The organism is Amycolatopsis mongoliensis (assembly GCF_030285665.1).
Lineage (GTDB): Bacteria > Actinomycetota > Actinomycetes > Mycobacteriales > Pseudonocardiaceae > Amycolatopsis > Amycolatopsis mongoliensis.
Genome location: NZ_CP127295.1, coordinates 5,610,120 through 5,635,643 on the forward strand (window position 1 = coordinate 5,610,120; position 25,524 = coordinate 5,635,643).

Here is a 25,524-nt window from a genome sequence, read left to right on the forward strand (position 1 = left end):
ACGAAGGTAGCGCCGATCCGGGGACCGGGGCAAGGGGTTCTGTCGGTGCCGTCGGTTAACGTCATGCTCGTGGCACAGGACGAGCTCTTCACCGTGAACACCGATGTGGCGCCCCCGCCGGAGCGCACCACGTCGAACGCCGGTGAACCCCAGGCGGACCCGGCCAGCTCCCCGCTGGCCGTGCGGATGCGGCCGCGCGCGCTCGACGAGGTCGTCGGCCAGCAGCACCTGCTGCGCGAAGGAGCCCCGCTGCGGCGGCTGGTCGAAGGCGCCGCGCCGGCCTCGGTGCTGCTCTACGGCCCGCCCGGCACGGGCAAGACGACGCTGGCCAACCTGGTCTCGATCGCCACCGGCCGCCGGTTCGTCGCGATGTCGGCGCTTTCGGCGGGCGTCAAGGAGGTGCGCGGCGTCATCGAGGAGGCGCGGCGGCGCCGGCAGTACAACGCCGAGAACACCGTGCTGTTCATCGACGAGGTGCACCGGTTCTCCAAGACCCAGCAGGACGCACTGCTCGGCGCGGTCGAGGACCGCACGGTGCTGCTGGTCGCGGCGACCACCGAGAACCCGTCGTTCTCCGTCGTCTCGCCGCTGCTGTCGCGCTCGCTGGTGCTGCAGCTGCGCCCGCTGACCGACGACGACATCACGCAGCTGATCGAACGCGCCCTGGCCGACGAGCGCGGCCTCGGCGGCGAGCTGACGCTGACCGAGGACGCGCGCGCCCACCTCGTCCGGCTCGCGGGCGGGGACGCTCGGCGTGCGCTCACCGCGCTGGAGGCGGCGGCGGACGCGGCGTCGGCCACCGAGGCGAAGACGATCGACCTCGCCATCGTCGAGTCCACTGTGGACAAGGCCGCGGTCCGCTACGACCGCGACGGCGACCAGCACTACGACGTGATCAGCGCGTTCATCAAGTCGATCCGCGGGTCCGATGTGGACGCCGCGTTGCACTACCTGGCCCGGATGATCGAGGCGGGGGAGGACCCGCGGTTCCTCGCGCGGCGGCTGGTCGTGCACGCCAGCGAGGACATCGGGCTCGCCGACCCGACGGCCCTGCAGGCGGCGGTCGCGGCTTCGCACGCCGTCCAGTTCATCGGCATGCCCGAGGGCAGGCTGGCGCTCGCGCAGGCGACGATCCACCTGGCCACGGCGCCGAAGTCGAACGCGGTCGTCACCGGTATCGACGCCGCGCTGGCCGACGTCCGCGCCGGACTCGCCGGCACCGTCCCGCCGCACCTGCGCGACGGGCACTACGCGGGTGCGAAGAAGCTCGGCAACGCGCAGGGCTACCGCTACCCGCACAACGTCCCGGAAGGTGTGCTGGCCCAGCAGTACGCGCCGGACGAGCTGGTCGGCAAGGACTACTACGAGCCCACCCAGCGCGGCGCCGAGCGCACGCTCGCCGAGCGCGTCCCGAAGCTGCGCCGGACGATCCGCGGGGAGAAGTGAGCCCGGCGGACGAATCTCCGGGAACCTGATCACCTTCGCGGCCCGCCGAAGTCAAGATCATCGGGTTTCGTAAGCTTCGCGGCTTGAGGTGGCCCGAACCGGGCCCCGGAAACGGCAGGAGGCTCACCCGTGCCCGCGACGCTGCAGTGCATCGTCCTGGATTGTCCGGAACCGGTCGTGCTGGCCCGGTTCTACCAGGCTCTGCTCGGCGGCGAGGTGGACCGCCCGGACCCGCGGTGGCGGGTCGACGAGGACTGGTCCACCCTGCACGTGAACGGGCTGGTCCTGGGGTTTCAGCGATCGTTCGACTACCGGCCGCCGCGCTGGCCGGATCCGGCGTTCCCGCAGCAGTTCCACCTCGACTTCGAGGTCGACGACTTCCGGCAGTCCCACCACCAGGTGCTGGCGAACGGCGGCCGGCTGCTCGACCCCGACCTCGGCGGCCGCGGCTGGCGCGTCTACGCCGACCCGGCGGGCCACCCGTTCTGCCTCCTCGGCGACTACTGACCGCGCGGGACGCCCGCGCGTTCGGCACGATGGGGCCATGAGCGTCGCGTTTCTCGGAACCGGAATCATGGGCGCGCCGATGGCGGCCAACATCGCGAAGGCGGGCCTCGACGTCCGGGTCTGGAACCGGACCCGGGCGAAGGCCGAGCCCCTCGCCGACGTCGCCACGGTCGCCGATTCGGCGGCCGCCGCGGCCGAGGGCGCGGACATCCTGGTGACGATGCTCGCGGACGGCCCCGCGGTGGCGTCGGCCTTCGAAGCCGCTTCGCCCGCTTCGGGCACGTTGTGGCTGCAGATGAGCACGGTCGGCCTCGACTGGTCCGACCGGCTCGCCGCGGCGGCCGAGAAGGCGGGCGTGGTGTTCGTCGACGCGCCCGTGCTCGGCACGCGGACCCCCGCGGAGCAGGCGCAGCTGCAGGTGCTGGCGTCCGGGCCGGAGGAAGCCCGCCCGGCGGCCACGCCGGTGTTCGACGCGGTGGCCGTGAAGACGCAGTGGCTCGGCCCGGCCGGGCAGGGGAGCCGGCTGAAGCTGGTGGTGAACGCGTGGGTGCTCGCGCTGACCAACGGCACGGCCGAGAGCCTCGGCCTGGCCCGCGGGCTGGGCCTGGACCCGGCGCTGTTCCTGGAGACGATCAAGGGCGGCGGCCTCGACGTCGGCTACGCCCACGTGAAGGGCGGCGCGATGCTGTCCGGCGAGTACCCGCCGGCGTTCCCGGCGGGCTTGGCGGCGAAGGACGCACGGCTGGTGGTCGAGGCGGCGGGCGAGGACGTGGACGTCGCGGGCGCGAAGGCGGCCCTCGCACACCTGGAGGCGACGGTGGAAGCGGGCCACGGCGAAGAGGACATGGCAGCGCTCTACCGCGCGGTGATCAAGGAACGCTGACCCCGGCTGCTAGGCCGGGAGGAGCGTGGCCAGGCGGTCGACGCCCAGGCCGCTCGTCATCAACCGCTCCTTCGCGTTCCCCAGCAGCCGGCGTGTCCACGGCGTGAAGCCGCCGTCGCCCACTTCGGCCAGGTCGCCGCCGAAGGACGCGTACACCTTGAAGCACAGACCGTCGTAGTAGCCGCCTCGGCCGCCTTCGCGGTCCGGGAACGGGTGGACCGGCACGTCCACCGCGTCGAGCAGGCCCTCGAACCGCGGGTCCAGCACCGTCACCCCGAGCGAGACCGCCGTCGCCCCCAGCGCCCGGCAGGCCGCCGTCATGAGCCGCGCGTGCTCGGCCACCGCCGCCCGCTCGAACCCCAGGTTGCCCTCGTCGCGACCCGCCGTCACCGCGCCGAACACCGAGAAGTGCGCGAACAGCCCGGCCGCCACCCGCTGGGCGCGCACCACCCGCTGGATCGCCGCCAGCCGGACGACGCTCCCGGCAGCCCGCCGCACCGCCGCTTCCAGCGCCAAGCCCGTCGTCGGGTCCGCCGCGACCTCGGTGCCGCGGCCGGTCGGCACCACCCGGTGCTGGGCCAGCCCCGTCACCGCCGAATGCGTGCCCAGCGGGACCAGCGGCGCGAGCGTCACCGGCTCGAACGACGATGCCGCCGCCAGGACCGCGTCCTCGACCCGCCGCAAAGAGCCGAACGGCAGCGGGCTCGCCGCGACGAACCGGTCGTCGCGGTGGCGGCGCAGCACGTCGGCCGGAGCCAGCCGGGCCGCCCGCCGCCGCGCCACCTCCAGCTGGACCGTCGTCAGGTCGGCGCCCGGCAACGCGGCCAGCACATCGGCCGCCGCCCCGCCCGGCCCGGCGAGCACCCTGAAGAAAACGGGCCCGTCGTCGTCTCCCATCGCCCAGGTGTACCGCGCCGGCGCGGCCCGGAGCGAGGCGTTTTCCGGCCCGCGCGGGGTGACACGGTCGGGGACCTGCCCAGGCGGTAACCTCATCGGCACCCAAGACCCGTTATCCGAGGAGGGCCCGTGTCGGCAGGGCAGATCGCCGCGTTGATCGCCGCAGGAGCATTCGTGGTGCTGGTCGTCCTGCTGGCGATCCCGCTGATCAAGCTCGGCAAGACGCTGGACGCGGCCACCGAGGCGATCGAGCGCACCAACAGCAACACCGACCCGCTGCTGATCGGCGCGAACCAGACGATCACCCACGTCAACACCCAGCTCGAGCGGGTGGACGGGATCACGTCGAACGCCCAGGCCGTCACCGGGAACGTCTCCGCGCTGACGTCGGTGTTCACCGCGACGCTGGGCGGCCCGCTGGTCAAGACCGCGGCGCTGTCCTACGGGCTCAGCAAGGCGATCAAGGCGCGCAAGAAGAAGAGCGCGCTGAAGGCAGCGAAGAAGGCCGGCAAGTGAAGCGGCTGTTCTGGCTCGGCGTCGGCGTGGTCGCCGGCGTCGCGCTGTCCCGCAAGGCCGCCGAAACCGCTCGTCAGGCCACTCCCGCCGGGTTAGCATCGAACCTGGGGGACGCCGTGCGCGAGCTGGCGGGTGCCGTGGGTTCGTTCGGCGCCGAGGTGCGCGCGGGCATGAACGAGCGGGAGCAGGAGTTGCACGACATGGTCGAGGAGCGGACGGGCGTCACGGCGCCCCGCGCCGAGGGACGGCACGCCGCTGCCGCCCGGCGCCCGGTCCGGCGAGCTCGCCGGGCGGAGGGCTGATCCGGGCCTGCCCGGAATCCTTCCGCCGTCGCCGCCGACCACTTCTTCGCCCCCAGTACAAGGACTGACCCGTGGACACACACGAAATCACCGATCGTTTCCTGCGCCATTTCGAGAGCAAGGGCCACACGCGCGTGCCCAGCGCGCCGTTGATCCTCGACGACCCGAACCTGCTGTTCGTCAACGCCGGCATGGTTCAGTTCAAGCCGTACTTCCTCGGTGAGGCGCCGCCGCCGTACCCGCGCGCGACCTCCGTGCAGAAGTGCGTGCGCACGCCGGACATCGACGAGGTCGGCAAGACCACCCGGCACAACACGTTCTTCCAGATGGCCGGCAACTTCTCCTTCGGCGACTACTTCAAGGAAGGCGCCATCGAGTACGCCTGGGAGCTGATCACCAAGCCCCAGGGCGAAGGCGGCTACGGCCTCGACCCGGACCGCATCTGGGCGACCGTCTACAACGACGACTCCGAAGCCGCGGGTCTGTGGCGCAAGCTCACCGGCCTGCCCGGCGAGCGGATCCAGGAGCGCGACGGCAAGGACAACTACTGGGACATGGGCGTGCCCGGTCCCGGTGGCCCCTGCTCGGAGATCTACTACGACCGCGGCCCGGCGTACGGCCGCGAGGGCGGCCCGGTCGCGGACGAGGACCGCTACATCGAGATCTGGAACCTCGTCTTCATGCAGGACGTCCGCGGCGACCTGAGCCCCAAGCTCGGGCACAAGCCGGTCGGCGAGCTGCCGAAGAAGAACATCGACACCGGCATGGGCGTCGAGCGCGTCGCGACGATCCTGCAGGGCGTCGAGAACGTCTACGAGACCGACCTCGTGCGCCCGGTCATCGGCCGCGCGGAGGAGTTCTCCGGCCGCCGCTACGGCAGCAACCACGCCGACGACGTCCGGTTCCGCGTCATCGCCGACCACGCCCGCACCGGCGTCATGCTGATCGGCGACGGCGTCACCCCGGGCAACGACGGCCGCGGCTACGTGCTGCGCCGCCTGCTGCGCCGCATCGTCCGCTCCACGCGCCTGCTGGGCGTGCAGGAGCCGGTGCTGCAGGAGTTCGCGAAGGTCGTGCGCGACACCATGGGCCCGACCTACCCGGAGCTGGTCAGCGGCTTCGACCGGATCAACGAGGTCGTCCGGATCGAGGAGGAGGCCTTCCTCTCGACCCTCACCAGCGGTTCGCGGATCTTCGACATGGCGGCCGAGGAGACCAAGCGCGGCGGCGGCGACGTGCTGGCCGGCGACAAGGCGTTCCAGCTGCACGACACCTACGGCTTCCCGATCGACCTGACCCTCGAGATGGCGGCCGAGCAGGGCCTGACCGTCGACGAGGACGGCTTCCGCACGCTCATGAACGAGCAGCGCACCCGCGCGAAGGCGGACGCGGCGGCCCGCAAGACCGGCCACGGCGACCTCTCGGAGTACCGGAAGGTCCTGGAGCAGCACGGCGAGACCGAGTTCCTCGGCTACACCGACCTGCAGGCCGAGGCGAAGGTCGTCGCGCTGCTCGAAGACGGGCGGCCGGTGCGCAGCGTCTCGGCGGGCAAGAAGGCGGAGCTGGTCCTCGACCGGACGCCGTTCTACGCCGAGAGCGGTGGCCAGGTCGCCGACACCGGCGTCCTGCTGGGTGACGGCGTCGAACTGAAGGTCCTCGACGTCCAGAAGATCGTCCCGGGCCTGTTCGTGCACCGCGTCGAGGTCACCGAGGGCGAGGTCGGCCTGGACACCAAGCTGACCGGCTCGGTCGACGCGCACCGCCGCCTGTCCATCGAGCGCTCGCACTCCGCGACGCACCTGGTGCACGCGGCCGTCCGGGGCGCGTACGGCAAGCGCGCGGCGCAGGCGGGTTCGCTGAATTCGCCGGGCCGCATGCGGTTCGACTTCACCACGCCGGGTTCGGTGTCGGCGGACGTGCTGACCGAGGTCGAGCAGGAGGTCAACGACTACCTGCAGACCGACGTCGAGGTGCAGAGCTACACCACGACCAAGGACAAGGCGCTCGAGCTGGGCGCGGTCGCGCTGTTCGGCGAGAAGTACGGCAACGACGTCCGTGTGGTCGACATGGGCGAGTACTCCCGCGAGCTCTGCGGCGGCACGCACGTCGACCGGATCGGCCAGCTCGGCCTGGTCAAGCTGGTCTCCGACGCGTCCATCGGCTCGGGGGTGCACCGCGTCGAGGCGCTCGTCGGCGGCGACGCGCTGAAGTACGTCCGCAAGGAGCAGCTGCTGGTCTCGCAGCTGGCGAACACCTTCAAGGTGCCCTCGGACCAGCTGCCGGCCCGCATCGAGGACGTCCTGACCCGGCTGAAGAACGCCGAGAAGGAGATCACGCAGCTCAAGACCCAGCAGGTGCTGGGCTCGGCGGGCTCGCTGGTCGACAAGGCGCAGGAGATCGGCGGCGTCACGGTGGTCGCCGAAGTCGTCCCGGACGTCGACGGCAACGGCCTGCGCGCGCTCGCGTCGGACATCCGGGGCCGGCTCGGCTCCCGGCCCGGCGTCGTGGCGCTGTTCTCGCCGGCCGGCGAGAAGCTGAGCTTCGTCGTCGCGACGACGAAGGCGGCGCAGGACAAGGGCATCGCGGCGGGCAAGCTCGTGCCGTCGTTCGCCGAGAAGATCGGCGGCCGCGGCGGCGGCAAGCCCGACATGGCCCAGGGTGGTGGCACGAACCCGGCCGGCGCGGCCGACGCGGTCACGGCCCTGCGCGCGGCGATCGCCGGCATTGGTTAACCGCGGCAACCGCGGCCCGGATCGGCCCGGTACCGGCGATCCGGGCCGGGGCCGGCGGCTCGGCGTCGATGTCGGATCCGTCCGGGTCGGGGTGGCGCTGAGCGATCCGGCCCCCCTGCTCGCTTCGCCATTGGTTACCCTCTCCCGCGATGCGACCGACGACAGTGATCTGGACCAGCTGGCCGCCCTCGTCACCGAGCACGAGGTGGTCGAGGTGATCGTGGGCCTGCCGCGAACGCTCGCCAACCGGCAGGGTCCGGCGGCCGAGCTGGCGATCGCGTATTCTGAACGCCTGGCCGGGCGCATCGCGCCCGTGCCGGTCCGGCTGGGCGACGAGCGGCTGACCACGGTCACCGCATCCCGCATCCTCTCCCAGCGCGGGGTCAAAGGCCGCAAGCAGCGTGCGGTGGTCGACCAGGCCGCCGCCGTCGAGATCCTGCAGGCCTGGATCGACGCCGCAGCTGCGCACCGCGCCCGGGAGGGAGACCGATGAACGACCAGCCACCTGAGTCCCCACGCGGGCGCAGGCGACTCCGCGAGCCGGGACCGGCCACTCCGCCGCCGTCCCGGCCCGCACCGCGTCGTGCGGACCCGCACGACCCCCACGCGAGCGGGTACCAGGAGCTTCCGCAGCCGTCGCGGCACAGCGGTTCCCACGAGCTGCCTCAGCCGTCCCGCCGGGCGCGGCCCGAGGCGGGCTACGACCCGCGCCCCGCCGCGCCGCCGTCCGGCCGCCGTCGCCGCCTCGAGCCGCCGGGCACGCTGCCTCCGGCCGACGACGAGTTCGACGTCCAGGCCCAGCAGGCCGCGCCGGCCCGGGCCGCCCGCGCCCGCCACGGCCTCGACGAGGGTGCCGCCGACGGGCCGGCCCCGCGTCGCCGCCGTGCGGCCCCGGAGCCCGGCGACCCCGGCGAACCCCGGCGCCGCCGCCCGGCCCCGGCTCCGGTCCCGGAGGACGAGGCCCCGCGCCGCCGCCGTGTGGCGCCGGAGCCGGAAGAGCGAGGCGAAGCACACCGTCGCCGTCCGAGCCCCGAGGAACTCGGCGAAGCCGATGCGGCACGCCGTCACCAGGCGATGCTCGACCTCGAAGAGGCCGCCGAAGCGCAGGCCGCCCGCCTCCGGGGCGCGCCGGACGACGAAGGTCAGGTCCCACGCCGTCCCCGGGGCGCCTCGGACGAGGTGGCCGACCTCGCCCGCTTCCGGGCCGAGGCCGCCGAGCCGCCACCCGGCCGGCGCCGCGCCGTTCCCGACCCGGCCGAAGCCGCCGGTTCGCGGCGGCGGCGCGCGGCGCCCGATCCCGACGATGACGGCGATGCGCGCCGGCGCCGTGCGGCACTGGATCCCGAAGCCGCCGTCGACCCCCGTCTCGGGGCGCCGGAACCCCCGAGGCGGTCCGTCCAGCCGGGTGACCGGTCTGTCGGCGTGCCCGAACCCGGTGCGGAGCCCCCGCGGCGCCGTCGTCCGCCGCCCCCGCCGGCGCGCGAGGAACCGGTGACCGACATCATCCCCGCGCAGGCCCCGCCGCCCCCGGCCGAGCCGGCGCACGAGGAGCCCGAAGAGTTCTTCGCCGAGGACGACGAGTACGCGGAGTACGACGACTACGACGAGTACGCCGACGACTACGAGTACGAAGACGAAGCCGAGTACGAAGACGACTACGAGGAAGAGCCGAAGAAGCCGCGCAAGAAGAAGGGCAAGCGCGCCCTCGGCTGGGTCGCCGCGCTCGTGGTGATCGTGCTGCTCGCGGGCGGTGCCTACTACGGCTTCAACAAGATCTTCGGCTACGACGACTTCGAGGGCGCCGGCGACGGGGACGTGCTGTTCCAGGTCGACGACGGCGACTCGACGTCGGCGATCGGCGCGAAGCTCGCCACGGCGGGCGTCGTCGCCAGCGGCAAGGCGTTCGTCAAGGCCGGCGAGGACAACCCGAAGCTGGCCCGGATCCAGCACGGCTTCTACGTGATGAAGTCGCACATGTCGGGGGCCAGCGCGGTCGACCGGATCACCGACACGGCCGCGCGCGTCGGCCAGCTGGAGATCCGGCCGTACACGCAGTTCGACGACATCACCCAGCCCGACGGCAAGGTCACGCCCGGCGTGTACAGCCTGATGGCGAAGGCGTCGTGCGCGCAGATCAACGGCAAGAGCACGTGCGTGACCACCGACGACCTGCGCAAGGTGGTCGACGGCGCGGACCTCAAGACGCTCGGCGTGCCCGACTGGGCGATCGAGCCCGCCAACAAGGCCGACCGCAAGGACCGGCGGCTCGAAGGCCTGATCGCGCCCGGTCTCTACGACGTCCGGCCCGGGGCGACCGCGCAGGAGATCATCGGGCAGCTGGTGCGCAGCTCGACCGAGGCGATCCAGAACGCCGGGCTGAGCCCGCAGTCGACCGGCCCCGGGATGACGCCGTACCAGACGCTGATCATCGCCTCGATCATCGAGCGCGAAGCGGTGAAGGCCGACTTCGGCAAGCTCTCGCGGGTGATCTACAACCGGCTGGCCATCAACATGCGGCTGCAGATGGACTCCACGGTCAACTACGTCCTGGACCGCCCGACCCTGGCGACCGACGACGGCGACCGGGAGAAGGCCGGGGCGTACAACACCTACAAGATCGCGGGCCTGACCCCGACGCCGATCTCGGTGCCCAGCCCCGACGCCATCCAGGCGGCGGTGCACCCGGCGGCGGGCGACTGGGTGTACTTCGTCAAGTGCGAGAAGAACGGCCTTTCCTGCTTCGCGGTTTCGTTCGACGACCACAGGAAGAACGTCAACCTGGCCAAGGAACGCGGTGTCTTCTGAGCCACGCAAGGCCGCGGTGCTGGGCAAGCCGGTGGCACACTCGCTGTCCCCGGTGCTGCACGGCGCCGCGTTCGCCGCGCTCGGCCTGACCGGCTGGACCTACGAGCGGATCGAGACGAGCGCCGAGGAGCTCCCCGGCCTGGTCGCCGGCCTCGGCCCCGAGTGGGCCGGGCTCTCGGTGACCATGCCGGGCAAGCGCGCGGCGCTGGACCACGCGGACGAGGTGACGTCGCGCGCGGCCGCGGTCGGCGCGGCCAACACCCTGGTCCACACGGCCAAGGGCTGGCTCGCGGACTGCACCGACGTCGACGGCGTCACCGGGGCACTGCGCGTGGCAGGCGGCTACGAGCCGTCGCCGGCGGACACCGCGGTCGTGCTCGGTGCGGGCGGTACGGCGGCCGCCGCGGTGGTCGGGCTCGCCGCGCTGGGCGTGCGGCAGGTGCGCCTGGTCGTGCGGGATCCCGCACGGGCCGCCGAAACCCTGGACGCGGCGAAGCGGGCCTCGCTCGACGTCGACGTGCTTCGCTGGTCCGACGCGGACTTCGCGGCCTTGGGGTCCGCGGCGGTGCTGGTGAACACCGTGCCGCCGGACGCCGTCCTCCCGCACGTGGCCGACCTCGCGGCGATCGCGCACGTCCTCGACGTCATCTACCACCCGTGGCCGACGCCGCTCGCCGAGGCCGTCGCGGCGCGCGGCGGCCGGCTCGCGACCGGGCTGGACATGCTGCTGCACCAGGCGTTCGGGCAGGCCGAGCACTTCACCGGCCGTCCGGCCCCGCGGGCGGCGATGCGCGACGCCCTGCGCGCGGCCACCGGGAACATGCTGCCGCTGCCGATCGACTGAAATTCACCTGAAGAAGATCCTTCTCCCTGATATTCTGGCCGACTGCCTTGCGCACGGGCGGTCCCGTGCGCACGTCCCCGGCCACCGGCCGCGCGGGACGTAATTCCTGCTGGAGAAGGGGAGTCATGACCAGCCAAGAAGCGTTGAGCGAAGACGAGATCGAAACGGGGTGGGTGGCCGGCGAGGCGCCGCAGCTCAATTCCACGGTCACCCTCGTCGACTACGACCCGGAGTGGCCGAGGCTCTTCGAGCGCGAGGCCGAGCGGATCCGGGGCGTGCTGGGCGAGCAGGTGCTCGTCCTGGAGCACGTCGGGTCGACGTCGGTGCCGGGCCTGTGCGCCAAGCCCTGCGTCGACATCCTCCTCGAAGTGCCGGACTCCGACGACGAGGACGCCTACCTCCCGGCACTGGTGGCCGCCGGCTACCGGCTCGTGATCCGTGAGCCGGACTGGGAGAAGCACCGCTGCTTCAAGGGCCCGGACACGAACATCAACCTGCACGTGTACTCGCCGGGCAACGGCCAGACACCGCGCTACCGGCTCTTCCGCGACCGCCTGCGGTCGCACCCGGAGGAGCTGGCGCTCTACGCGGCGAAGAAGCGTGAGCTGGGTTCACGGGAGTGGAAGTACATCCAGCAGTACGCCGACGCCAAGACGGAGGTGGTCGAGGAGATCATCGGCCGCGCGCGAGCCGAGCAGTACGACGGCTACAGCGAGGCCTACGCCGAGCACGCGGAGAAGAGCATCACCAACGCGTACTACGACCGGCCGGCGATCGTGGACCTGGCGGGCGACGTCGAAGGCCTGAGCGTGCTGGACGTCGGCTGCGCGGCCGGGCACCTCAGCGCGCTGCTGGCCGAACGCGGCGCCGGCGTCCTCGGCATCGACTCGAGTGCGGGCATGGTCGCCGTGGCGCGCGAGAAGTTCGGGGACGTCGCCCGCTTCGAGCAGGTCGACGTCTCCCGGCCGCTCGAGCTGCCGGACGCCTCGATCGACGTCATCACGGCGTCACTCGTCCTGCACTACCTGCCGGACTGGGGGCCGACGCTTTCGGAGTTCCGCCGGGTGCTGAAGCCCGGCGGGGCGCTGGTGTTCTCGGTGCACCACCCGGGCGAGGACTGGCGCTGGTTCGACAAGGACGACTACTTCCAGCTCGAACTGCTCGAAGACGACTTCGGCCTCGACGGGAAACCGCACCCGGTCCGGTTCTACCGGCGCCCGCTGAGCTGGACGTTCCAGGCGGTCCGGGACGCCGGGTTCGCGGTCGACCGGCTGGTAGAGCCGATGCCGTCACCCGAGGCGGCCGAGCTGGATCCGAAGTGGGCGGCGAACCTCCGGACGAAGCCGCGGTTCCTCTACTTCCGGGCGGTCAGTCCTTCTTAGCGAGGTCCTGGATGAGGTCGACGATCTCCCGGCTGACCGGGCGGAACACCCGCAGCCGGGAGAGCGCGGCCAGCCGGGCGATCAGCGGGACGCTGCGCTCCACCAGCATGCGGCTGCGCTTCTGCCCGGCCGAGCGGTCGTGGACCCAGAACAGCACCACGCCCATCTGGTAGAGCCAGAGCAGCTCGGGCAGCTGGTCGCGCAGTTCCGGGTCGAGCTTGACGTCGGAGCCGTCGACGACCTCGCGCATGAGGCCGATCGACGCTTCGCGGGCGGCCGAGGAGTCGTCGCTGAACGGGCTCAGCGGCGACTCCGGGTCGGCCGCGTTGACGAAGAACTGCGTGCCGAAGCGGTGGTGGGGCTCGGCGATGTCCAGCCAGCACAGCAGCACGGTCTTCAGGCGGGCGGCGAAGGCGGTCTCGCCGCCGATCCGGGCACGGGCCGCGTCGAGGTGCTGTCTCGCGATCTCGTCGTAGAAGCCCTGGATCAGCTGTTCCTTCGAGGAGAAGTAGTAGTAGGCGTTCCCGACGGAGACGCCCGCTCCGGCGGCGATCGCGCGCATCGTCGTGCGGTCGTAGCCGTTCTCGGTGAACAGCCGCATCGCGGTCGTGACGATCAGGGACCGCGTTTCCTCGCTCTTGGCCACGCGCAGCACGTTAGCGCCGGGCACGTCAGGGCGCGGGGAAGGGCGGGGCCTGCGGCATGCCGGGGTACGGCTGCGGGGCGGGCCGCGGTCCGGGTGCCGGGGCCAGGTGCCGGCGCCGGATGCCGTTGAAGACCAGCACGTTGGTCAGGTGCATCGCGCCGAGGATCAGCGCGACGACGCCGACCTTCACCGAGAGCAGCTCGAACACCTCGCGCGCGGTGGGCACCTCGGCGTGGCTGGTCAGGAAGAGCGTCACGAAGCCGAGGCTGACCAGGTAGAAGCCGACGACCAGGAGCTGGTTGACGGCGTGGGCCAGGGCGGGGCTGTCGGCGAAGACCTCCGCGAGGAAGGCGCGGCCGTGCTTGCTCAGCGTCCGGGCCACGAGCACGGTCAGCGGGATGGTGATCAGCAGGTAGAGGGCGTATGCCACGACTATGCGGTCCATGGTTCCTCCAAGTTTTGAACGTGTTCAAGAAGTACCGTAGCCCTGGTTTTGAACGTGTTCAAGAGGGCGGGATCACGTCGGTCGTTCACCGGGTGCTCACCCGGCCGGGCGGATTCCGGCATAGGGTGACCGCCGACTGGGAGGTAAGACCGTGAAACGCTTCGCCGCCGGCCTGTCCGTGGCCGCGCTCGTCGCCCTGTCCGTGCCCGCCACGGCTGACGCGGGCTTCGGGACCAACGTCCGCTTCGCCACCTTCAACGCTTCGCTGAACCGCGCGGCCGCCGGGCAGCTGGTGACCGACCTCTCGACGCCGGGCAACGCCCAGGCGCAGAAGGTCGCCGAGGTCGTGCAGCGCAACCGCGCCGACGTCCAGCTGATCAACGAGTTCGACTACGTGCCGGGCAACCGGGCCGCGGACCTGTTCCGCAGGAACTACCTGGCCGTGGGCCAGCACGGCGCGCGGCCGATCGACTACCCGTACGCCTACACGGCGCCGGTCAACACGGGCGTGCCGACGGGCTTCGACCTCGACCGCGACGGCACGATCGGCCTCGGCAACGACGCCCAGGGCTTCGGCACGTTCGAGGGCCAGTACGGACTGCTCGTGCTGTCGAAGTACCCGATCGACCTCGCGCACGTCCGGACGTTCCAGAAGTTCTTGTGGAAGGACATGCCGGGCGCGCTGCTCCCGGACGACCCGGCCACGCCGGCGCCGCACGATTGGTACAGCCCGGCCGAGCTGACCGTGCTGCGGCTGTCGTCGAAGTCGCACTGGGACCTGCCGCTGAAGATCGGCCGCTCGACGGTGCACTTCCTGGTTTCCCACCCGACGCCGCCGAGCTTCGACGGCCCGGAGGACCGCAACGGCACCCGCAACAACGACGAGATCCGCTTCTGGGCCGACTACGTGACGCCGGGCAAGGGCGGCTACATCTACGACGACCACGGCCACCGCGGCGGCCTGGGCGCCGCGGAGCGCTTCGTGGTGGCGGGTGACAACAACTCCGACCCGCTCGACGGCGACAGCGTCCCGGGCGCGATCGAGCAGCTGCTGAACGCGCGTCGCGTGATCGAGACGCACCCGGGCAGCCGCGGCGCGGTACTGGCGTCCCAGGCCCAGGGCGGCGCCAACGCCGGCCAGAAGAGCGACCCGTTCTTCGACACGGGCGACTTCAACGACGTCGCACCGGGCAACCTGCGGACGGACTACGTGCTGCCGTCGAAGGGCCTGCTGCCGTGGTACGCGGAGGTGTTCTGGCCGGTGCCGTCCGACCCCCTGTCCCGGCTGAACGACGCCTCCGACCACCACTTGGTCCGCGTGGACGTCCTGGTGCCACTACGGTGAGATCATGCGGATCGCGATTCTCGACGACTACCAGGACGTCGCCCTGACCTTCGGTGACTGGGACTCGCTCAAGGCGGACATCACGGTCTTCACCGAGCCCCTCACCGACGTCGCCGAGCAGCTCCGGGGCTTCGAATGCGTGGTCGCGATGCGGGAGCGCACCCGGTTCCCCGCCGAGGTGCTCGACCGCCTGCCCGACCTGAAGCTGCTGGTCAGCACCGGCCCGCGCAACGCGGCCATCGACGTCGCCGCCGCGCGGCGCAACGGCGTCGTCGTGTCGAAGACCGGCTACCTCGGCGAGCCGACCGCCGAGCACACCTGGGCGCTGATCCTCGCCGCGTCGCGGAACCTGCCGCAGGAGTTCCGGAACATGCGCGAAGGCGGCTGGCAGACGACCGTCGGGACCATGCTGCACGGCAAGACGCTCGGCCTGCTCGGCCTCGGCCGGCTCGGGGCCGGCGCGGCGAAGATCGGGCAGGTCTTCGGCATGGAGACGATCGCCTGGAGCCAGAACCTGACGCAGGAGAAGGCCGATCCGCACGGCGTCACCGCGGTGTCCAAGGAGGAGCTGTTCGCCCGCTCGGACGTGCTGTCGATCCACCTCGTGCTCAGCGGGCGCACCCGCGGCCTGGTCGGCGCGGCCGAGCTCGCCGCGATGAAGCCGTCCGCCTTGCTGGTGAACACCTCACGCGGCCCGATCGTCGACGAAGCCGCGCTGGTGGACGCGTTGCGCCGCAAGGAGATCCGGGCGGCGGCGCTGGACGTCTACGACGTCGAGCCGTTCCCGGCCGACCATCCACTGAGGACGATGGACAACGCGGTCCTGACACCGCACCTCGGGTTCGTCGCCCGTGAGACCTACGAGATCTTCTACGGCGACGCCGTCGAGGACATCGCGGCCTACCAGGCCGGGGACCCGATCCGCGTCATGACCGAGTAAGGCGTGCGGCCCGCCGGGGCCCGAGGTCCCCGCACCGGCCCGGCGGCGGGCCCGCACGAGAACCATGAGACCACCCGCGGGGCACGCCGGGCAGGGTCTTTGGACCCTGCCGCCGTCGTCCGTTCGACTGAACGACAGGTTCTCGCTGGTCGTGAGTGAGAAACAGGGTTAGAACACGGTTTCTCACTCACGAGAACGGGACCGCGTCCGGCGCGCAGGTGGTGCCCTCGGCCGGCGCCGCCAGGTCCGTGGTGTACCGCACGACGGCCGCCGAGGCGCACGCGCTCGGCGCGTCCAGCGACGTGTGGCCGTACCCGTCGACGACCAGCACCCGGCCGTCGCCCAGTTCGGCCGCCGTCGCCTGGGCGTTGTGCAGCGGCGTCGCGGGATCGAACCGGTTGTTCAGCACCAGGATCGGGTTCTTGCGCGCTCGGTTCCACGGGCCCGTGTACCGGTCGTCGTCGTGCGCGGGCCAGCCGACGCACTGGGCCATCGAGAACACCGAGCCCAGCCCGAAGTACGGCTGACGCGCGCTTTCCCGAGCGGCTAGCGCCGCATAGTCCGCGGGCGACGCCGGGTTGTCGCTGTCGACGCACTGGACGGCCAGGAACGCGGGGGAGTGCGTCGGCACGTACGGGTCGAGTACCGGCGAAGCGGCACCGGAATCGGACGGCATCGCCGCGAGCGTCTGCGCGAGCCGTTTCCACCGGCCGGACTGGTACAGCGCGCTGTCGACGGTCTTCATCAGGGAGCCCACGCCCGTGCCACGCGACGCCCGCGCGAAGACCCCGGCGAACTTCGCCTTCGGGTCACCGCCGGAGAACGCGCACTTCGGCCCGGCCGCGGCACACACCGCGAAGAACTGGTCGAGCTCCTGTTGCTGCGCTCCGGCGACGTCGGCGCGGACGTCGACCGGCTCCTTCTCCTGCCCCGGTTTCCCGGTGGCGTTCGCGACCAGGTCGAGCGTGCCGTCGAGGGTCATCGCGCGGACCTTGTCCGGGAACAGGTTCGCGTACGTGCCCCCCAGGTACGTGCCGTAGGAGTAGCCGTAGAAGTTCAGTGTGGCGTCGCCGACGGCCTGGCGCAGCAGCTCCAGGTCCCGGGCCACGTTCGCCGTCGACAGGTGGCTCAGCAGTGCACCCGAGCCGGCCGCGCACGCCTTGCCCGGCGCCGCGCTCGCCGCGAAGAACGCGTCCGGCTGCCGCAGCGGCGAACCCGGGGCGGGCGCGTGGTCCGCGCCGGGGCAGCTGACCGGGGCGGACCCGCCGATCCCGCGCGGGTCGAAGCTCACCAGGTCGAACCGGGCCCGCAGCTCGTCGGGGTAGCGGTCGGCGAACCGCGTCAGCTCGCCGACGCCGTCGGTGCCCGGGCCGCCGAAGTTGAAGAACAGCGAGCCGAGCCGCCGGCCCGGGTCGCCCGCCGGCAGCCGGATCACCGAGAGCGTGATCGCGGTGCCCTTCGGCTCGCGGTAGCTCAGCGGCACGGACGCGGCCGCGCACTGGAACTTGCCGTGGCAGGGCGTCCAGCGCAGCGCCGGCACGGCGGCGCCGTTCGTGCCGAGCGCCGGCGGGGCCTCGGCGGCGGCCGGGGACGGCGCCGGGGGCGCGGGTGCGGCCTGGGGCGCGCTGCAGGCGGCGAGCAGGAGCAGCAGCGCGGCGAGGAGCGGCTTCACGCGCTCAATTCCGCCAGGACGGCGTCGGTGTAGCGCGGCCAGACCTCGGCGGCCCAGGGGCCGAACGCGCGGTCGGTCAGCGCGACGCAGGCCGCGCCCGCGTCCGGGTCGACCCAGAGGAACGTGCCGGACTGGCCGAAGTGCCCGAAGGTGCGCGGCGAGCTGTTCGCGCCGGTCCAGTGCGGGCTCTTGTGGTCGCGGATTTCGAAGCCGAGGCCCCAGTCGTTGGGCTTCTGGTGCCCGAATCCGGGCAGCACCCCGGACAGGCCGGGGAAGACGACGTTCGTCGCCTCCGCGACGGTGGCCGGGTCCAGCAGCTTGGGCGACTGCAGCTCGGCGGCGAACGCGGCCAGGTCGTCCACAGTGGACACCGCGCCGGACGCGGGGGACCCCTCGAGCGCCGTGCTCGTCATGCCGAGCGGGCCGAACAGCGCTTCGGCCTGGTACTGCGCGAACGGGATGCCGGAGTGCTCGGCCAGCGCGTCGGCCAGTTGCTCGAACCCGGCGTTGGAGTAGAGCCGCCGCGTGCCCGGCTCGGCCATGGCCTTGTGCGCGTCGAAGGCGAGCCCCGAGGTGTGGGCGAGCAGGTGCCGCACGGTCGAGCCGCCGGGGCCGGCCGGGGTGTCGAGCTCGACGACACCCTCTTCGACGGCGATGAGCGCGGCGTAGGCGGTCAGCGGCTTGGTGACCGAGGCCAGCCGGAACTTCCTCGCGGTGTCGCCGTGGCTGCCCGCGACGCTCCCGTCCGCCGTCACCACGGCCGTCGCGGCGTTGTCCACCGGCCACTCGTCGATCAGGCGCACGCTGTCCATGCGTCCACCCTACGAAACGCCCCTCTGCTCCGGTCTCCGGCCCTGAGGTCAGCCGGGATCCGTGCCTCCGTCTTCAGTCAAGCCAGCCCCGTGCGGCCGCGCGCGTCCCGGCCTCGAAACGGCTCTTCGCGCCGAGACGTTCCATGAGGCCGGCCATGATCCGGCGCACGGTGCGCAGCGAAACGCCGAGCCGGCGGCCGGCCATTTCGTCGGTCAGTCCTTGTGAGAGCAGCGCCAGTAGTTCCCGCTCCTGACCGGTCACCCCCGCGTCGTCTCGAGGTGGTTCCGCGCCGAATGGGATGGCGCTCAGCCACAGGTGTTCGAAGAAGGCCGTGAGCATCTCGACCACGCTGCGCGTCGTGAGCTCGATGGCGCCGACCCGGCTGTGCTCGGGATCCAGCGGGAGCAGTGCGACTTCCCGGTCGACCACGAGCAGCCGCGCGGGCAGTGTCGGTCTGGTCCGGACCTCTCCGCCGCGGCTGGTGAGCCAGTTCGCGTACCTGCACGTCGGTGGGTCGTTGCGAAGGCTGTCCAGGTAGATCGTCCGAACGGTCACGCCACGATTGAGCGCGGCGTCGTTCAACGGGCTGCCGGCGGCGATGCTCTCGGGCGTCTGAGCGCCGGCGGGGACGAACGAGAGACATTCGGCGGTTGCCCGGTGGGCCAGCACCTCGATCCGGGTCTGGATCTCGTCGATGCCGATCAGCTGGTCGATTTCCATGCGGGGTGCGGTGGTCTGGAGGGTGGCGATCAGGTCGGACACCGCCGCGTGACTTTCGGTGAGTTCTTGCTGGCTGCGGTGCAGCTCGGCCTGGCGGCCCCGAATCAGCGACAACAGCCCGAATTCCGGGTCGACCGGGCGCAATGACCCGGGAGTCTCCAGTGACTGCCGCACGAGGGCGAGATCGGCCAGCCTGTCCAGCGCGGCGCGGACGTCCGACTCGGGCAGCTCCAACGCGCCGGCTATCTCGCCGACATTCCAGTCACGGTGGAAGATCATGGTCCGGTAAACTGCCTCGGCGGTGCTGTCGACCCCGAATGGCTTCAGCATCAATCGAGCTACCCTCCCCGGTAGTCGGACTGTTGCGCCCGTGGTGATCATACCTCCGCGAGTGTGGGAGTTGTCAACGAAACCGTGATCAGTGTGGGGAAGTCTCGCCCTGGCATGAAGGTGCGTGGGCAGTTCGTGCCATCCCTGATCCCTTCCGCACGCCGTGTCCGTGCGCAAAGCTCTGTTCAAGCTCGACGGCGGTGAAATAGGGGGACGGATGAACGAAACTCATTGCCCGAACAATAGAAGGTTTGCGGTAATCGACCTGGACGGCTTCGACTGGGACGCGACGGTTTCGGCGCCCGGGAGGTAAGCCGGCCGGGAAAGGCGAGGGGCGCCGCATGTACATGACCACCGTTGCGCTGGCCGCGACGGAGGGCGCCCCGCAGCGCCGGCTCGACTCGAACCTCGTGGTCGATCTACTGTGGGCGCTGGCTGCGCCGGAGCTGGGTATCCAGCACCTGCGCGTGGTCACCGGGCCCGGTCGCATCCGCCTGGTGGTTTTCTCCGTGGCGGCGGATGCACGGTCTGGTGCACTCGCCGGGAAATCGCTGTGCGAGAACGCGATCAGGTCCGCGCCGCAGTTGCGCGGCTGGTACGTCGAGCCGGGTGCCGCGGACAGGCCAGTGGCCCGTTCCGATTAGCCGGCCGCGGCGGGAGTGGGCGATGAACGGCCTATTTTGTCAATTTCTGTACTCGCGTTTCATCGTTTCGCGATGTGACGGGTCGTTCAAGGTGAAGTAATCAGCGCGGCGAGGCGTTTCCTCGGTGCGTTTTGAAATCTGAAAGGATGCTTGTGTCTGATTCGATGCGCATGGACTTTCTCGACGGTATCGAGGCCGGCCTGACCCCGGCTTCCCCAGGTGATCAGGACCGCCGGAGCTCGCGCCGAGGCGTCAAGGTCGCCAGGGTGATCGGCGGGGCGGCACTCGCAAGTGCCGCCGTGATGGGGATGTTCGGTGGCGTGGCCTCCGCCTCCCCGGTCTCTTCGGCGGCTCCGGCGACCGTCAATGCATGCTCCACGCCGGACCCGGTCGCCCAGTCGCAATCGAAATGGTGTGGCACGGCGAACTACTACTTCGCGTACCAGTACACCTACTCGCCCAACGGTGGCATCGTCCATTGCTACGTCTTCGACCTGACGATCTTCCACGCGGCTTGCGGCGGCACGGTCTTCGTCGGCCGCACGGAAGCCTGCGCCTGACAGCGGCGACGGCAGGCGGCGTCCTGACGCCGCCTGCCTCTCTCCCCGAGGAGGAGTGGTTGAGCAGCCCGGTGCCCCCTGTCAGTGTTGTCGTGCTGGCAAAGGATGAAAAGCGTTGTATCGCACGCTGCCTGGATAGCGTGGCCGGCCGGGGTTTCGATCGCATCGTCGTCCTCGACACCGGGTCGGCGGACGGCACGATCGAGCTCGTCCGGGAATATCGCAAGGTGGGTGTGGAACTGCTTTCGATGCCCTGGACCGGCTCCTTCGCCGACGCCAGGAACCACGGAATCGACGTGGTCGGCACGGGGTGGATCGTCTTCCTCGACGCGGACGAATGGTTCGCCCCGGACGCCGCCGAGCGGTTGATCGCGCGCTTGCAGGAACTCGCCGTCACATCGGTGCCCCCGGGAGCAGCGTTCGCGCCGGTCATCCTGGACGTCGACCGCGGCTCCTGGGTCGACCAGGTGCCCCGGGTGTTCCTGGTGGAGAGCGGAATCCGCTATCGCGGGACGGTCCACGAGTATCCGGTGGTTGCCGGTGATCGGGACACGCCGATCGAGCTGTACCGGGTGGACGTCGAGATCCGGCACGACGGGTACACCCCGGAGGTGGTCTACGGCAAGCGGAAGACGGAACGAAACATCGCGTTGCTCGACCTGGCCCGGGCCGGCGCCCCGGACGATCCACGCTGGCTGTACTTCACGGTGCACGACGGTTTGCCGTTCCTCCAGGCCTCTCGGCTGATCCGGTTCTGCGAAGAGCTGGAAGAGCTGGCTGCTCGGCGAAGCCGCACCGGAGATCATCTGCCGCCGGTGCACTACCTCCGGCGCGCGCTGCCACTGGCCTGCCAGGGGCTGGGGTTCCAAGGTGACTGGGACACCGTGGACCGGTACTGCCTGCGGATCGACGAACTCGACGGCGGCGGGAGCCCGGACGCCCAGTACCTGCGAGCCATGGCCGAGGTGGCGGACGGCGTGGCGACGACCAGGACGCTCAAGGAGACCATCGCGATCCGCCGGGCCGACGAGTCACTCCTGAAGAGCACGTTGTGCCGATCGGGCAGGCACCTCGACGCCGCGATCGCCGCGCTCCTCGAATGCCGCGGCGGCGCCGACGACGCCGAGCGTTACCGGGCGATCTGCGATCGCTGGGACGACATGTTCTTCGAGGGCTCCAGGCTGCGCACGCCGCAGGCAGTCCTGCTGTGAACGCGGTGAAGGCCCCTGCCGGCCAAGAGCCGGAAGGGGCCTTCACGGCCTTCTCCAGTGGTGCGAGGGCGGGACTCAGGCGTCGAGGTCGGTGGCGACCAGCTGGGCGACCGCTTCCACGGCCTCCTCGGCGCCCTCGCCCTCGGCGCTGATGACGACCTCGTCGCCGTACCCGGCGGCGAGCGTCATCAGGTTGAGCACACTGCCGGCGGCCACCGGGTCTCCGCCGGCCTTGGCGATCTGCACCGCGACGGGCTGCGCCGCGGCCGCCTTCGCCACCAGCGCGGCCGGCCGGGCGTGCAGCCCCACCTTGCTGGCCACGGCGACGCGTTTCTCCGGCATGTTCGTCCTCTCGCTCACGGGTTTACGTCGGTACGGATGTTACTTCGCGGATGTCCGCTCGAGGTCTGCGTCGATCGAGTCGTCCTCACGGCCCGGGGTGCGCAGGTTCCACTTCGTGATGACGATCCGGAACACGAAGTAGTAGATCACCGCCAGGACAAGGCCGATCGGGATGAGCAGCCACGCCTTGTGCGCGGTGTCCAGGCTCGAGTTGAGCGCGAAGTCGATCGCGCCGCCGGAGAACGAGAAGCCGAGCTTGATGCCCAGCGCATTCACCAGTGCCAGTGTGAGACCGGTCATGACCGCGTGGAAGATGTACAACGGCCACGCCACGAACATGAACGAGAACTCGATCGGCTCGGTGACGCCGGTGATGAACGAGGTCAGCGCGGCCGCGATCATCACACCGCCGACGACCTTCTTCTGCGACGGGCGGGCGGTCTGCCAGATCGCCAGCGCGGCGGCGGGCAGGGCGAACATGAACACGGGGAAGAACCCGGTCATGAAGGTGCCCGCGCCCTGGACGTGGTTGAAGAAGTTGGGCAGGTCGCCGCCGTCGAAGATGAACCATACCGGCACGTTCAGCAGCTGGTGCAGACCGACCGGGATGAGCAGGCGGTTCAGCAGGCCGTAGATACCGCCACCGACCACCGGGGAGCCGACGACGACTTCGCCGATGTTGTGGATGCCCGCGTCGACCCACTTGAAGACGATGCCGAAGACGACACCCAGGATGATCATCGTGAACGCGGTGATGATCGGCACGAACCGGCGTCCGCCGAAGAACGCCAGCCAGGCGGGCAGCTTGATCCGGTAGAAGCGCTGCCACAGCAACGCCGCGACGATGCCGGACACGATGCCGGTCAGGACGCTGTAGGGCCAGTGGATCGGGGCCAGGTCCCAGCCGGGCTTGTAGCCTTCCTGGCTCTTGATCGGCGCGATGGCCTGGATGACCTTGTTGAACACGACCCAGCCGACGGCCGCGGCGACCGCCGTGGAACCGTCGCCCTTGCGGGCGAAGCCGACCGCGATACCAATGGCGAACAGCAGCGGGAGCCAGTCGAACAGGCCACCGCCTGCTGCACCGATCACGTCGGCGACCTTGTCCCAGCCCAGGCCGTCCGCGCCGAGGACGTCCGGCTGGCCCAACCGGCTCAGCAGGCCAGCCGCGGGAAGCGTGGCGATGGGAAGCATGAGGCTACGGCCGAAGCGCTGAAGACCGGCGAGGCCTCCGCCGCTCTTCTTCGCCCCCTCCGCGGTGGTCGAACTCATCTGGATCCTCCATAGTGGGGTGGTTGACCGGGTTCCGGGGTGTTCCGGTCCAACTGCATGGTCACCTGGTAGTGATCTCCCCGGTACCAGGACGTGATGTCTTCGATCGGGTCGCCGTTGGCGCTGGAGACCCGGCGGAACACGAGCAGGGGACTGCCGGCGCGCATGCCCAGCAGCCGGGCCGTCTCGCGGTCCGCTCCTTCGGCCCAGACCGTCTGCCACGCCTGGTCGGGACGCACGTCGTACGTCTCGGCCAGCTGCGCGTAGATGGACTGGGTCAGGTCGAGCTCGAGCAGGCCGGGAGCCCGGCCCGCGTGGTACCAGCCGCGTTCGACGGCCAGGGGCACGCCGTCGGCGTGGCGCAACCGCACGAGGTGGTGTGCGGGGGCGCCCTCGGCCAGGCCGAGGGCGTGCGCCGAGGCGGTGGGGGGACCGCGGTGGCCGCGGAGACCACCTCGGTCGTCGGGGTGAGCCCCCGCCTCCGCATGTCGTCGGTGAACGACATCAGGTAGAGCTGCAGCTCCATCCGCCGGGCCGCGGTGAACGTTCCCTTGCCGCGGACCCGGGCGAGCAGGCCTTCCTCGACCAGCTTGCCGATCGCCGATCTGACCGTGAGCCGCGACACGCCGTAGCGCTGGGCCAGCTCGCGTTCCGACGGGATCGGCGCACCCGGCGGGAGTTCCCGTTCCACCGTGCGGCGGAGGATCTCCCGCAGCTGGGCGTGCTTGGGCGTGGGCCCGTTGACGACCCGGTCGGGTGGCGGGACGTGCGCGGCCGCGCTCATCGGCGTCACCCTCCTCGTTCTCGCGTCACCGGGAACCGGTGCTCGCGTCCGGCCCGGAACATTGGTACGTTCCGGTCTAGACCAATGATCTGATGGGGCAGGATGCTCCGCCGTGCGGACGGGTGTCAACCACCGTTATCCGTTCGTGGCCCGCGGCGGGGTGCATGCCGACGAACGGCGTAGTACAGGTGGACACGCGGTTCGCGTCAGGTTGGGAACAAACAGTGATCAAGGAGACCGCGATGGCGGATGACAGGCCCGAAAAGATCCTCGCGGCACTCGGCGGCGCGGAGAATCTCACCGAGATCGAGGGCTGCATCACGCGGCTGCGCTGCGAGGTCGAGGACATGAGCCTCGTCGACGAGGCGGCGCTGAAGAAGGCCGGCGCGATGGGCGTGGTCAAGATGGGGTCGTCGGCCCTGCAGGTGATCGTCGGACCGGAGGCGGACACGATCGCCAGCGACATCGAGGACCTGCTGTGAGCTTGGAGATCCTCAGCCCGGTGGCCGGGCGCGTGGTGCCGATCACCGAGGTCCCGGACCCGGTGTTCGCGCAGGCCATGGTGGGTCCGGGCATCGCGGTGCAGCCCTCGGGCGGGCGGTCGGACGCGGTCGCGCCGGTCGACGGCACGGTCGCGACGCTGCACCCGCACGCCTACGTCGTCGCGACCGACGACGGCAAGGCCGTGCTGGTGCACCTCGGGATCGACACGGTCAAGGAGAAGGGCGAGGGCTTCACGCTGCACGTCGTCAAGGGCGAGCAGGTGCGGGCCGGCCAGCCGATCGTCAGCTGGGACCCGGAGGCGGTGACCGCGGCGGGCTACTCGGCGATCGTCCCGGTCGTCGCGCTGGACGCCTCGGCGGACGTGCTGTCCGGGTTGGACGCCGAGCGCGACGTCGCCGCGGGCGACCGGCTGTTCGGCTGGGACGCCTGAGCGGGATCCGTCACACGAAGGGCCCTTGTGGACAGTCGTCCGCAAGGGCCCTTCATGCCGACCGGCCCGTCAGCCGGTGACGACCTTCCCGTTTTCGACCTTGACCGGCACCGACGGCAGCGGCTTGTTCGCCGGGCCCTGCTTGACCTCCCCGGTGAGCGCGTTGAAGACCGAGCCGTGGCACGGGCAGACCAGGTCGGCGCCCTTCGGGGTGACCGTGCAGCCCTGGTGCGTGCAGATCGCGCTGAAGGCGGAGGCGGCCGACTCGGACGTCCGGGTGACGATCACGTCGGAGCCGTCCGGGGCCTTGGCGGCCTTCGCCTCCCCGACCGGGACGTCGGCGAGCGCGACCAGCGGCGTGCCGGCGGCGATCGGCGCCTGCGCGGTGCCCGACTTGGCGTCGTCCGAGGATCCGCAGGCCGAGAGCGCGACGGCGCCCACGGCGGCACCTGCGACGGCGGCACCCGTGGTGAGGACGGTGCGGCGGGAGTGGGTTTCGGCAGTCATGCCCCACTAAACGAGATCGACACCGCATCGGTTCAATGTGCGGTG

General features: G+C 71.1%; 26 protein-coding genes and 1 pseudogene. 17 read left to right on the plus strand and 10 right to left on the minus strand.

Annotated elements, in window-relative coordinates; genetic code table 11:
- The first annotated feature begins 69 nt into the window (after positions 1–69).
- The 3 genes from QRX60_RS27315 (at position 70) to QRX60_RS27325 (ending at position 2,836) form a co-directional block, all read left to right on the plus strand.
- Entirely contained in the window at positions 70–1,446 is a 1,377-nt protein-coding gene (locus QRX60_RS27315) for a replication-associated recombination protein A (protein ID WP_285994291.1), read from the plus strand.
- Positions 1,447–1,575: 129 nt separating this feature from the next.
- Positions 1,576–1,953, plus strand: coding sequence for a VOC family protein (locus QRX60_RS27320; RefSeq protein WP_285994292.1), 378 nt, complete (start codon positions 1,576–1,578; stop codon positions 1,951–1,953).
- 37 nt (positions 1,954–1,990) lie between these two features.
- The gene (locus QRX60_RS27325) at positions 1,991–2,836 is read left to right on the plus strand and encodes an NAD(P)-dependent oxidoreductase (RefSeq protein WP_285994293.1); all 846 of its coding nucleotides are present in this window, start codon (positions 1,991–1,993) and stop codon (positions 2,834–2,836) included.
- Positions 2,837–2,845: 9 nt separating this feature from the next.
- Here the strand turns inward: QRX60_RS27325 and QRX60_RS27330 are convergent, their stop codons facing one another.
- A complete protein-coding gene (locus tag QRX60_RS27330; RefSeq protein WP_285994294.1) occupies positions 2,846–3,733 on the minus strand; it encodes a hypothetical protein in 888 nt (295 codons plus the stop codon).
- Between the two features lie 129 nt (positions 3,734–3,862).
- On the opposite strand from QRX60_RS27330, the gene QRX60_RS27335 reads away from it, so the two are divergent.
- The 7 genes from QRX60_RS27335 (at position 3,863) to QRX60_RS27365 (ending at position 12,314) form a co-directional block, all read left to right on the plus strand.
- Complete coding sequence (locus tag QRX60_RS27335) at positions 3,863–4,249, plus strand: DUF948 domain-containing protein (protein ID WP_285994295.1); 387 nt, start codon at positions 3,863–3,865, stop codon at positions 4,247–4,249.
- A complete protein-coding gene (locus tag QRX60_RS27340; protein WP_257927329.1) occupies positions 4,246–4,551 on the plus strand; it encodes a hypothetical protein in 306 nt (101 codons plus the stop codon). The genes QRX60_RS27335 and QRX60_RS27340 overlap by 4 nt, the downstream gene beginning before the upstream one ends.
- Positions 4,552–4,622: 71 nt before the next feature.
- Positions 4,623–7,283, plus strand: a complete 2,661-nt coding sequence (gene alaS / locus QRX60_RS27345; protein ID WP_285994296.1) for an alanine--tRNA ligase — start codon at positions 4,623–4,625, stop codon at positions 7,281–7,283.
- A complete protein-coding gene (ruvX, locus tag QRX60_RS27350; RefSeq protein WP_285994297.1) occupies positions 7,276–7,776 on the plus strand; it encodes a Holliday junction resolvase RuvX in 501 nt (166 codons plus the stop codon). The genes alaS and ruvX overlap by 8 nt, the downstream gene beginning before the upstream one ends.
- Entirely contained in the window at positions 7,773–10,088 is a 2,316-nt protein-coding gene (gene mltG / locus QRX60_RS27355) for an endolytic transglycosylase MltG (protein WP_285994298.1), read from the plus strand. The genes ruvX and mltG overlap by 4 nt, the downstream gene beginning before the upstream one ends.
- Before the next feature lie 16 nt (positions 10,089–10,104).
- Positions 10,105–10,932, plus strand: a complete 828-nt coding sequence (locus QRX60_RS27360; protein WP_286003708.1) for a shikimate dehydrogenase — start codon at positions 10,105–10,107, stop codon at positions 10,930–10,932.
- 125 nt (positions 10,933–11,057) lie between these two features.
- Positions 11,058–12,314 (plus strand): GrpB family protein, encoded by a 1,257-nt coding sequence (locus QRX60_RS27365; RefSeq protein ID WP_285994299.1) that lies wholly within the window; start codon positions 11,058–11,060, stop codon positions 12,312–12,314.
- On the opposite strand, the gene QRX60_RS27370 is transcribed toward QRX60_RS27365, so the two are convergent.
- A complete protein-coding gene (locus QRX60_RS27370; protein ID WP_285994300.1) occupies positions 12,301–12,960 on the minus strand; it encodes a TetR/AcrR family transcriptional regulator in 660 nt (219 codons plus the stop codon). The two genes, QRX60_RS27365 and QRX60_RS27370, sit on opposite strands and share 14 nt — an antisense overlap.
- A 25-nt stretch (positions 12,961–12,985) precedes the next feature.
- Positions 12,986–13,405 (minus strand): hypothetical protein, encoded by a 420-nt coding sequence (locus QRX60_RS27375; protein ID WP_285994301.1) that lies wholly within the window; start codon positions 13,403–13,405, stop codon positions 12,986–12,988.
- A gap of 151 nt (positions 13,406–13,556) precedes the next feature.
- On the opposite strand from QRX60_RS27375, the gene QRX60_RS27380 reads away from it, so the two are divergent.
- On the plus strand, positions 13,557–14,750 hold the full coding sequence (locus tag QRX60_RS27380) for an endonuclease/exonuclease/phosphatase family protein (protein WP_285994302.1): 1,194 nt from the start codon (positions 13,557–13,559) through the stop codon (positions 14,748–14,750).
- A 4-nt stretch (positions 14,751–14,754) separates the two neighbouring features.
- Complete coding sequence (locus QRX60_RS27385) at positions 14,755–15,690, plus strand: D-2-hydroxyacid dehydrogenase family protein (protein ID WP_285994303.1); 936 nt, start codon at positions 14,755–14,757, stop codon at positions 15,688–15,690.
- 187 nt (positions 15,691–15,877) lie between these two features.
- Here QRX60_RS27385 and QRX60_RS27390 read toward each other — a convergent pair whose 3' ends face one another.
- The 3 genes from QRX60_RS27390 to QRX60_RS27400 form a co-directional block, all read right to left on the minus strand.
- Positions 15,878–17,362 (minus strand): alpha/beta hydrolase, encoded by a 1,485-nt coding sequence (locus QRX60_RS27390; protein ID WP_285994304.1) that lies wholly within the window; start codon positions 17,360–17,362, stop codon positions 15,878–15,880.
- On the minus strand, positions 17,359–18,174 hold the full coding sequence (locus QRX60_RS27395) for a serine hydrolase domain-containing protein (RefSeq protein ID WP_285994305.1): 816 nt from the start codon (positions 18,172–18,174) through the stop codon (positions 17,359–17,361). Before QRX60_RS27395 ends, QRX60_RS27390 begins: the two co-directional genes overlap by 4 nt.
- 73 nt (positions 18,175–18,247) lie before the next feature.
- Positions 18,248–19,225 carry a helix-turn-helix domain-containing protein gene (locus tag QRX60_RS27400; RefSeq protein WP_285994306.1) on the minus strand — a complete coding sequence of 326 codons (978 nt, stop codon included), beginning with the start codon at positions 19,223–19,225 and terminating at the stop codon, positions 18,248–18,250.
- A 341-nt stretch (positions 19,226–19,566) separates the two neighbouring features.
- Between QRX60_RS27400 and QRX60_RS27405 the strand changes: the two genes are divergently transcribed.
- The 3 genes from QRX60_RS27405 to QRX60_RS27415 all read left to right on the plus strand — a co-directional run bounded on the left by QRX60_RS27405 (position 19,567) and on the right by QRX60_RS27415 (position 21,640).
- Positions 19,567–19,869, plus strand: a complete 303-nt coding sequence (locus QRX60_RS27405) for a hypothetical protein (protein WP_285994307.1) — start codon at positions 19,567–19,569, stop codon at positions 19,867–19,869.
- Between the two features lie 152 nt (positions 19,870–20,021).
- A complete protein-coding gene (locus QRX60_RS27410) occupies positions 20,022–20,429 on the plus strand; it encodes a hypothetical protein (protein WP_285994308.1) in 408 nt (135 codons plus the stop codon).
- 59 nt (positions 20,430–20,488) lie between these two features.
- Complete coding sequence (locus tag QRX60_RS27415) at positions 20,489–21,640, plus strand: glycosyltransferase (protein ID WP_285994309.1); 1,152 nt, start codon at positions 20,489–20,491, stop codon at positions 21,638–21,640.
- A 75-nt stretch (positions 21,641–21,715) separates the two neighbouring features.
- On the opposite strand, the gene QRX60_RS27420 is transcribed toward QRX60_RS27415, so the two are convergent.
- The 3 genes and pseudogenes from QRX60_RS27420 to QRX60_RS27430 all read right to left on the minus strand — a co-directional run bounded on the left by QRX60_RS27420 (position 21,716) and on the right by QRX60_RS27430 (position 24,038).
- Positions 21,716–21,982 carry an HPr family phosphocarrier protein gene (locus QRX60_RS27420; RefSeq protein WP_285994310.1) on the minus strand — a complete coding sequence of 89 codons (267 nt, stop codon included), beginning with the start codon at positions 21,980–21,982 and terminating at the stop codon, positions 21,716–21,718.
- Positions 21,983–22,021: 39 nt separating this feature from the next.
- Positions 22,022–23,254, minus strand: a complete 1,233-nt coding sequence (locus tag QRX60_RS27425; RefSeq protein ID WP_285994311.1) for a PTS transporter subunit EIIC — start codon at positions 23,252–23,254, stop codon at positions 22,022–22,024.
- A pseudogene (locus QRX60_RS27430) lies at positions 23,251–24,038 on the minus strand (GntR family transcriptional regulator). Before QRX60_RS27430 ends, QRX60_RS27425 begins: the two are co-directional and overlap by 4 nt.
- Before the next feature lie 242 nt (positions 24,039–24,280).
- On the opposite strand from QRX60_RS27430, the gene QRX60_RS27435 reads away from it, so the two are divergent.
- Together QRX60_RS27435 and QRX60_RS27440 are read left to right on the plus strand one after the other, a co-directional pair.
- Positions 24,281–24,520, plus strand: coding sequence for a glucose PTS transporter subunit EIIB (locus QRX60_RS27435; RefSeq protein ID WP_286003709.1), 240 nt, complete (start codon positions 24,281–24,283; stop codon positions 24,518–24,520).
- Positions 24,517–24,972, plus strand: coding sequence for a PTS sugar transporter subunit IIA (locus QRX60_RS27440; RefSeq protein WP_285994312.1), 456 nt, complete (start codon positions 24,517–24,519; stop codon positions 24,970–24,972). The genes QRX60_RS27435 and QRX60_RS27440 overlap by 4 nt, the downstream gene beginning before the upstream one ends.
- 69 nt (positions 24,973–25,041) lie before the next feature.
- Here QRX60_RS27440 and QRX60_RS27445 read toward each other — a convergent pair whose 3' ends face one another.
- On the minus strand, positions 25,042–25,479 hold the full coding sequence (locus QRX60_RS27445; protein WP_285994313.1) for a QcrA and Rieske domain-containing protein: 438 nt from the start codon (positions 25,477–25,479) through the stop codon (positions 25,042–25,044).
- Positions 25,480–25,524: the final 45 nt, after the last annotated feature.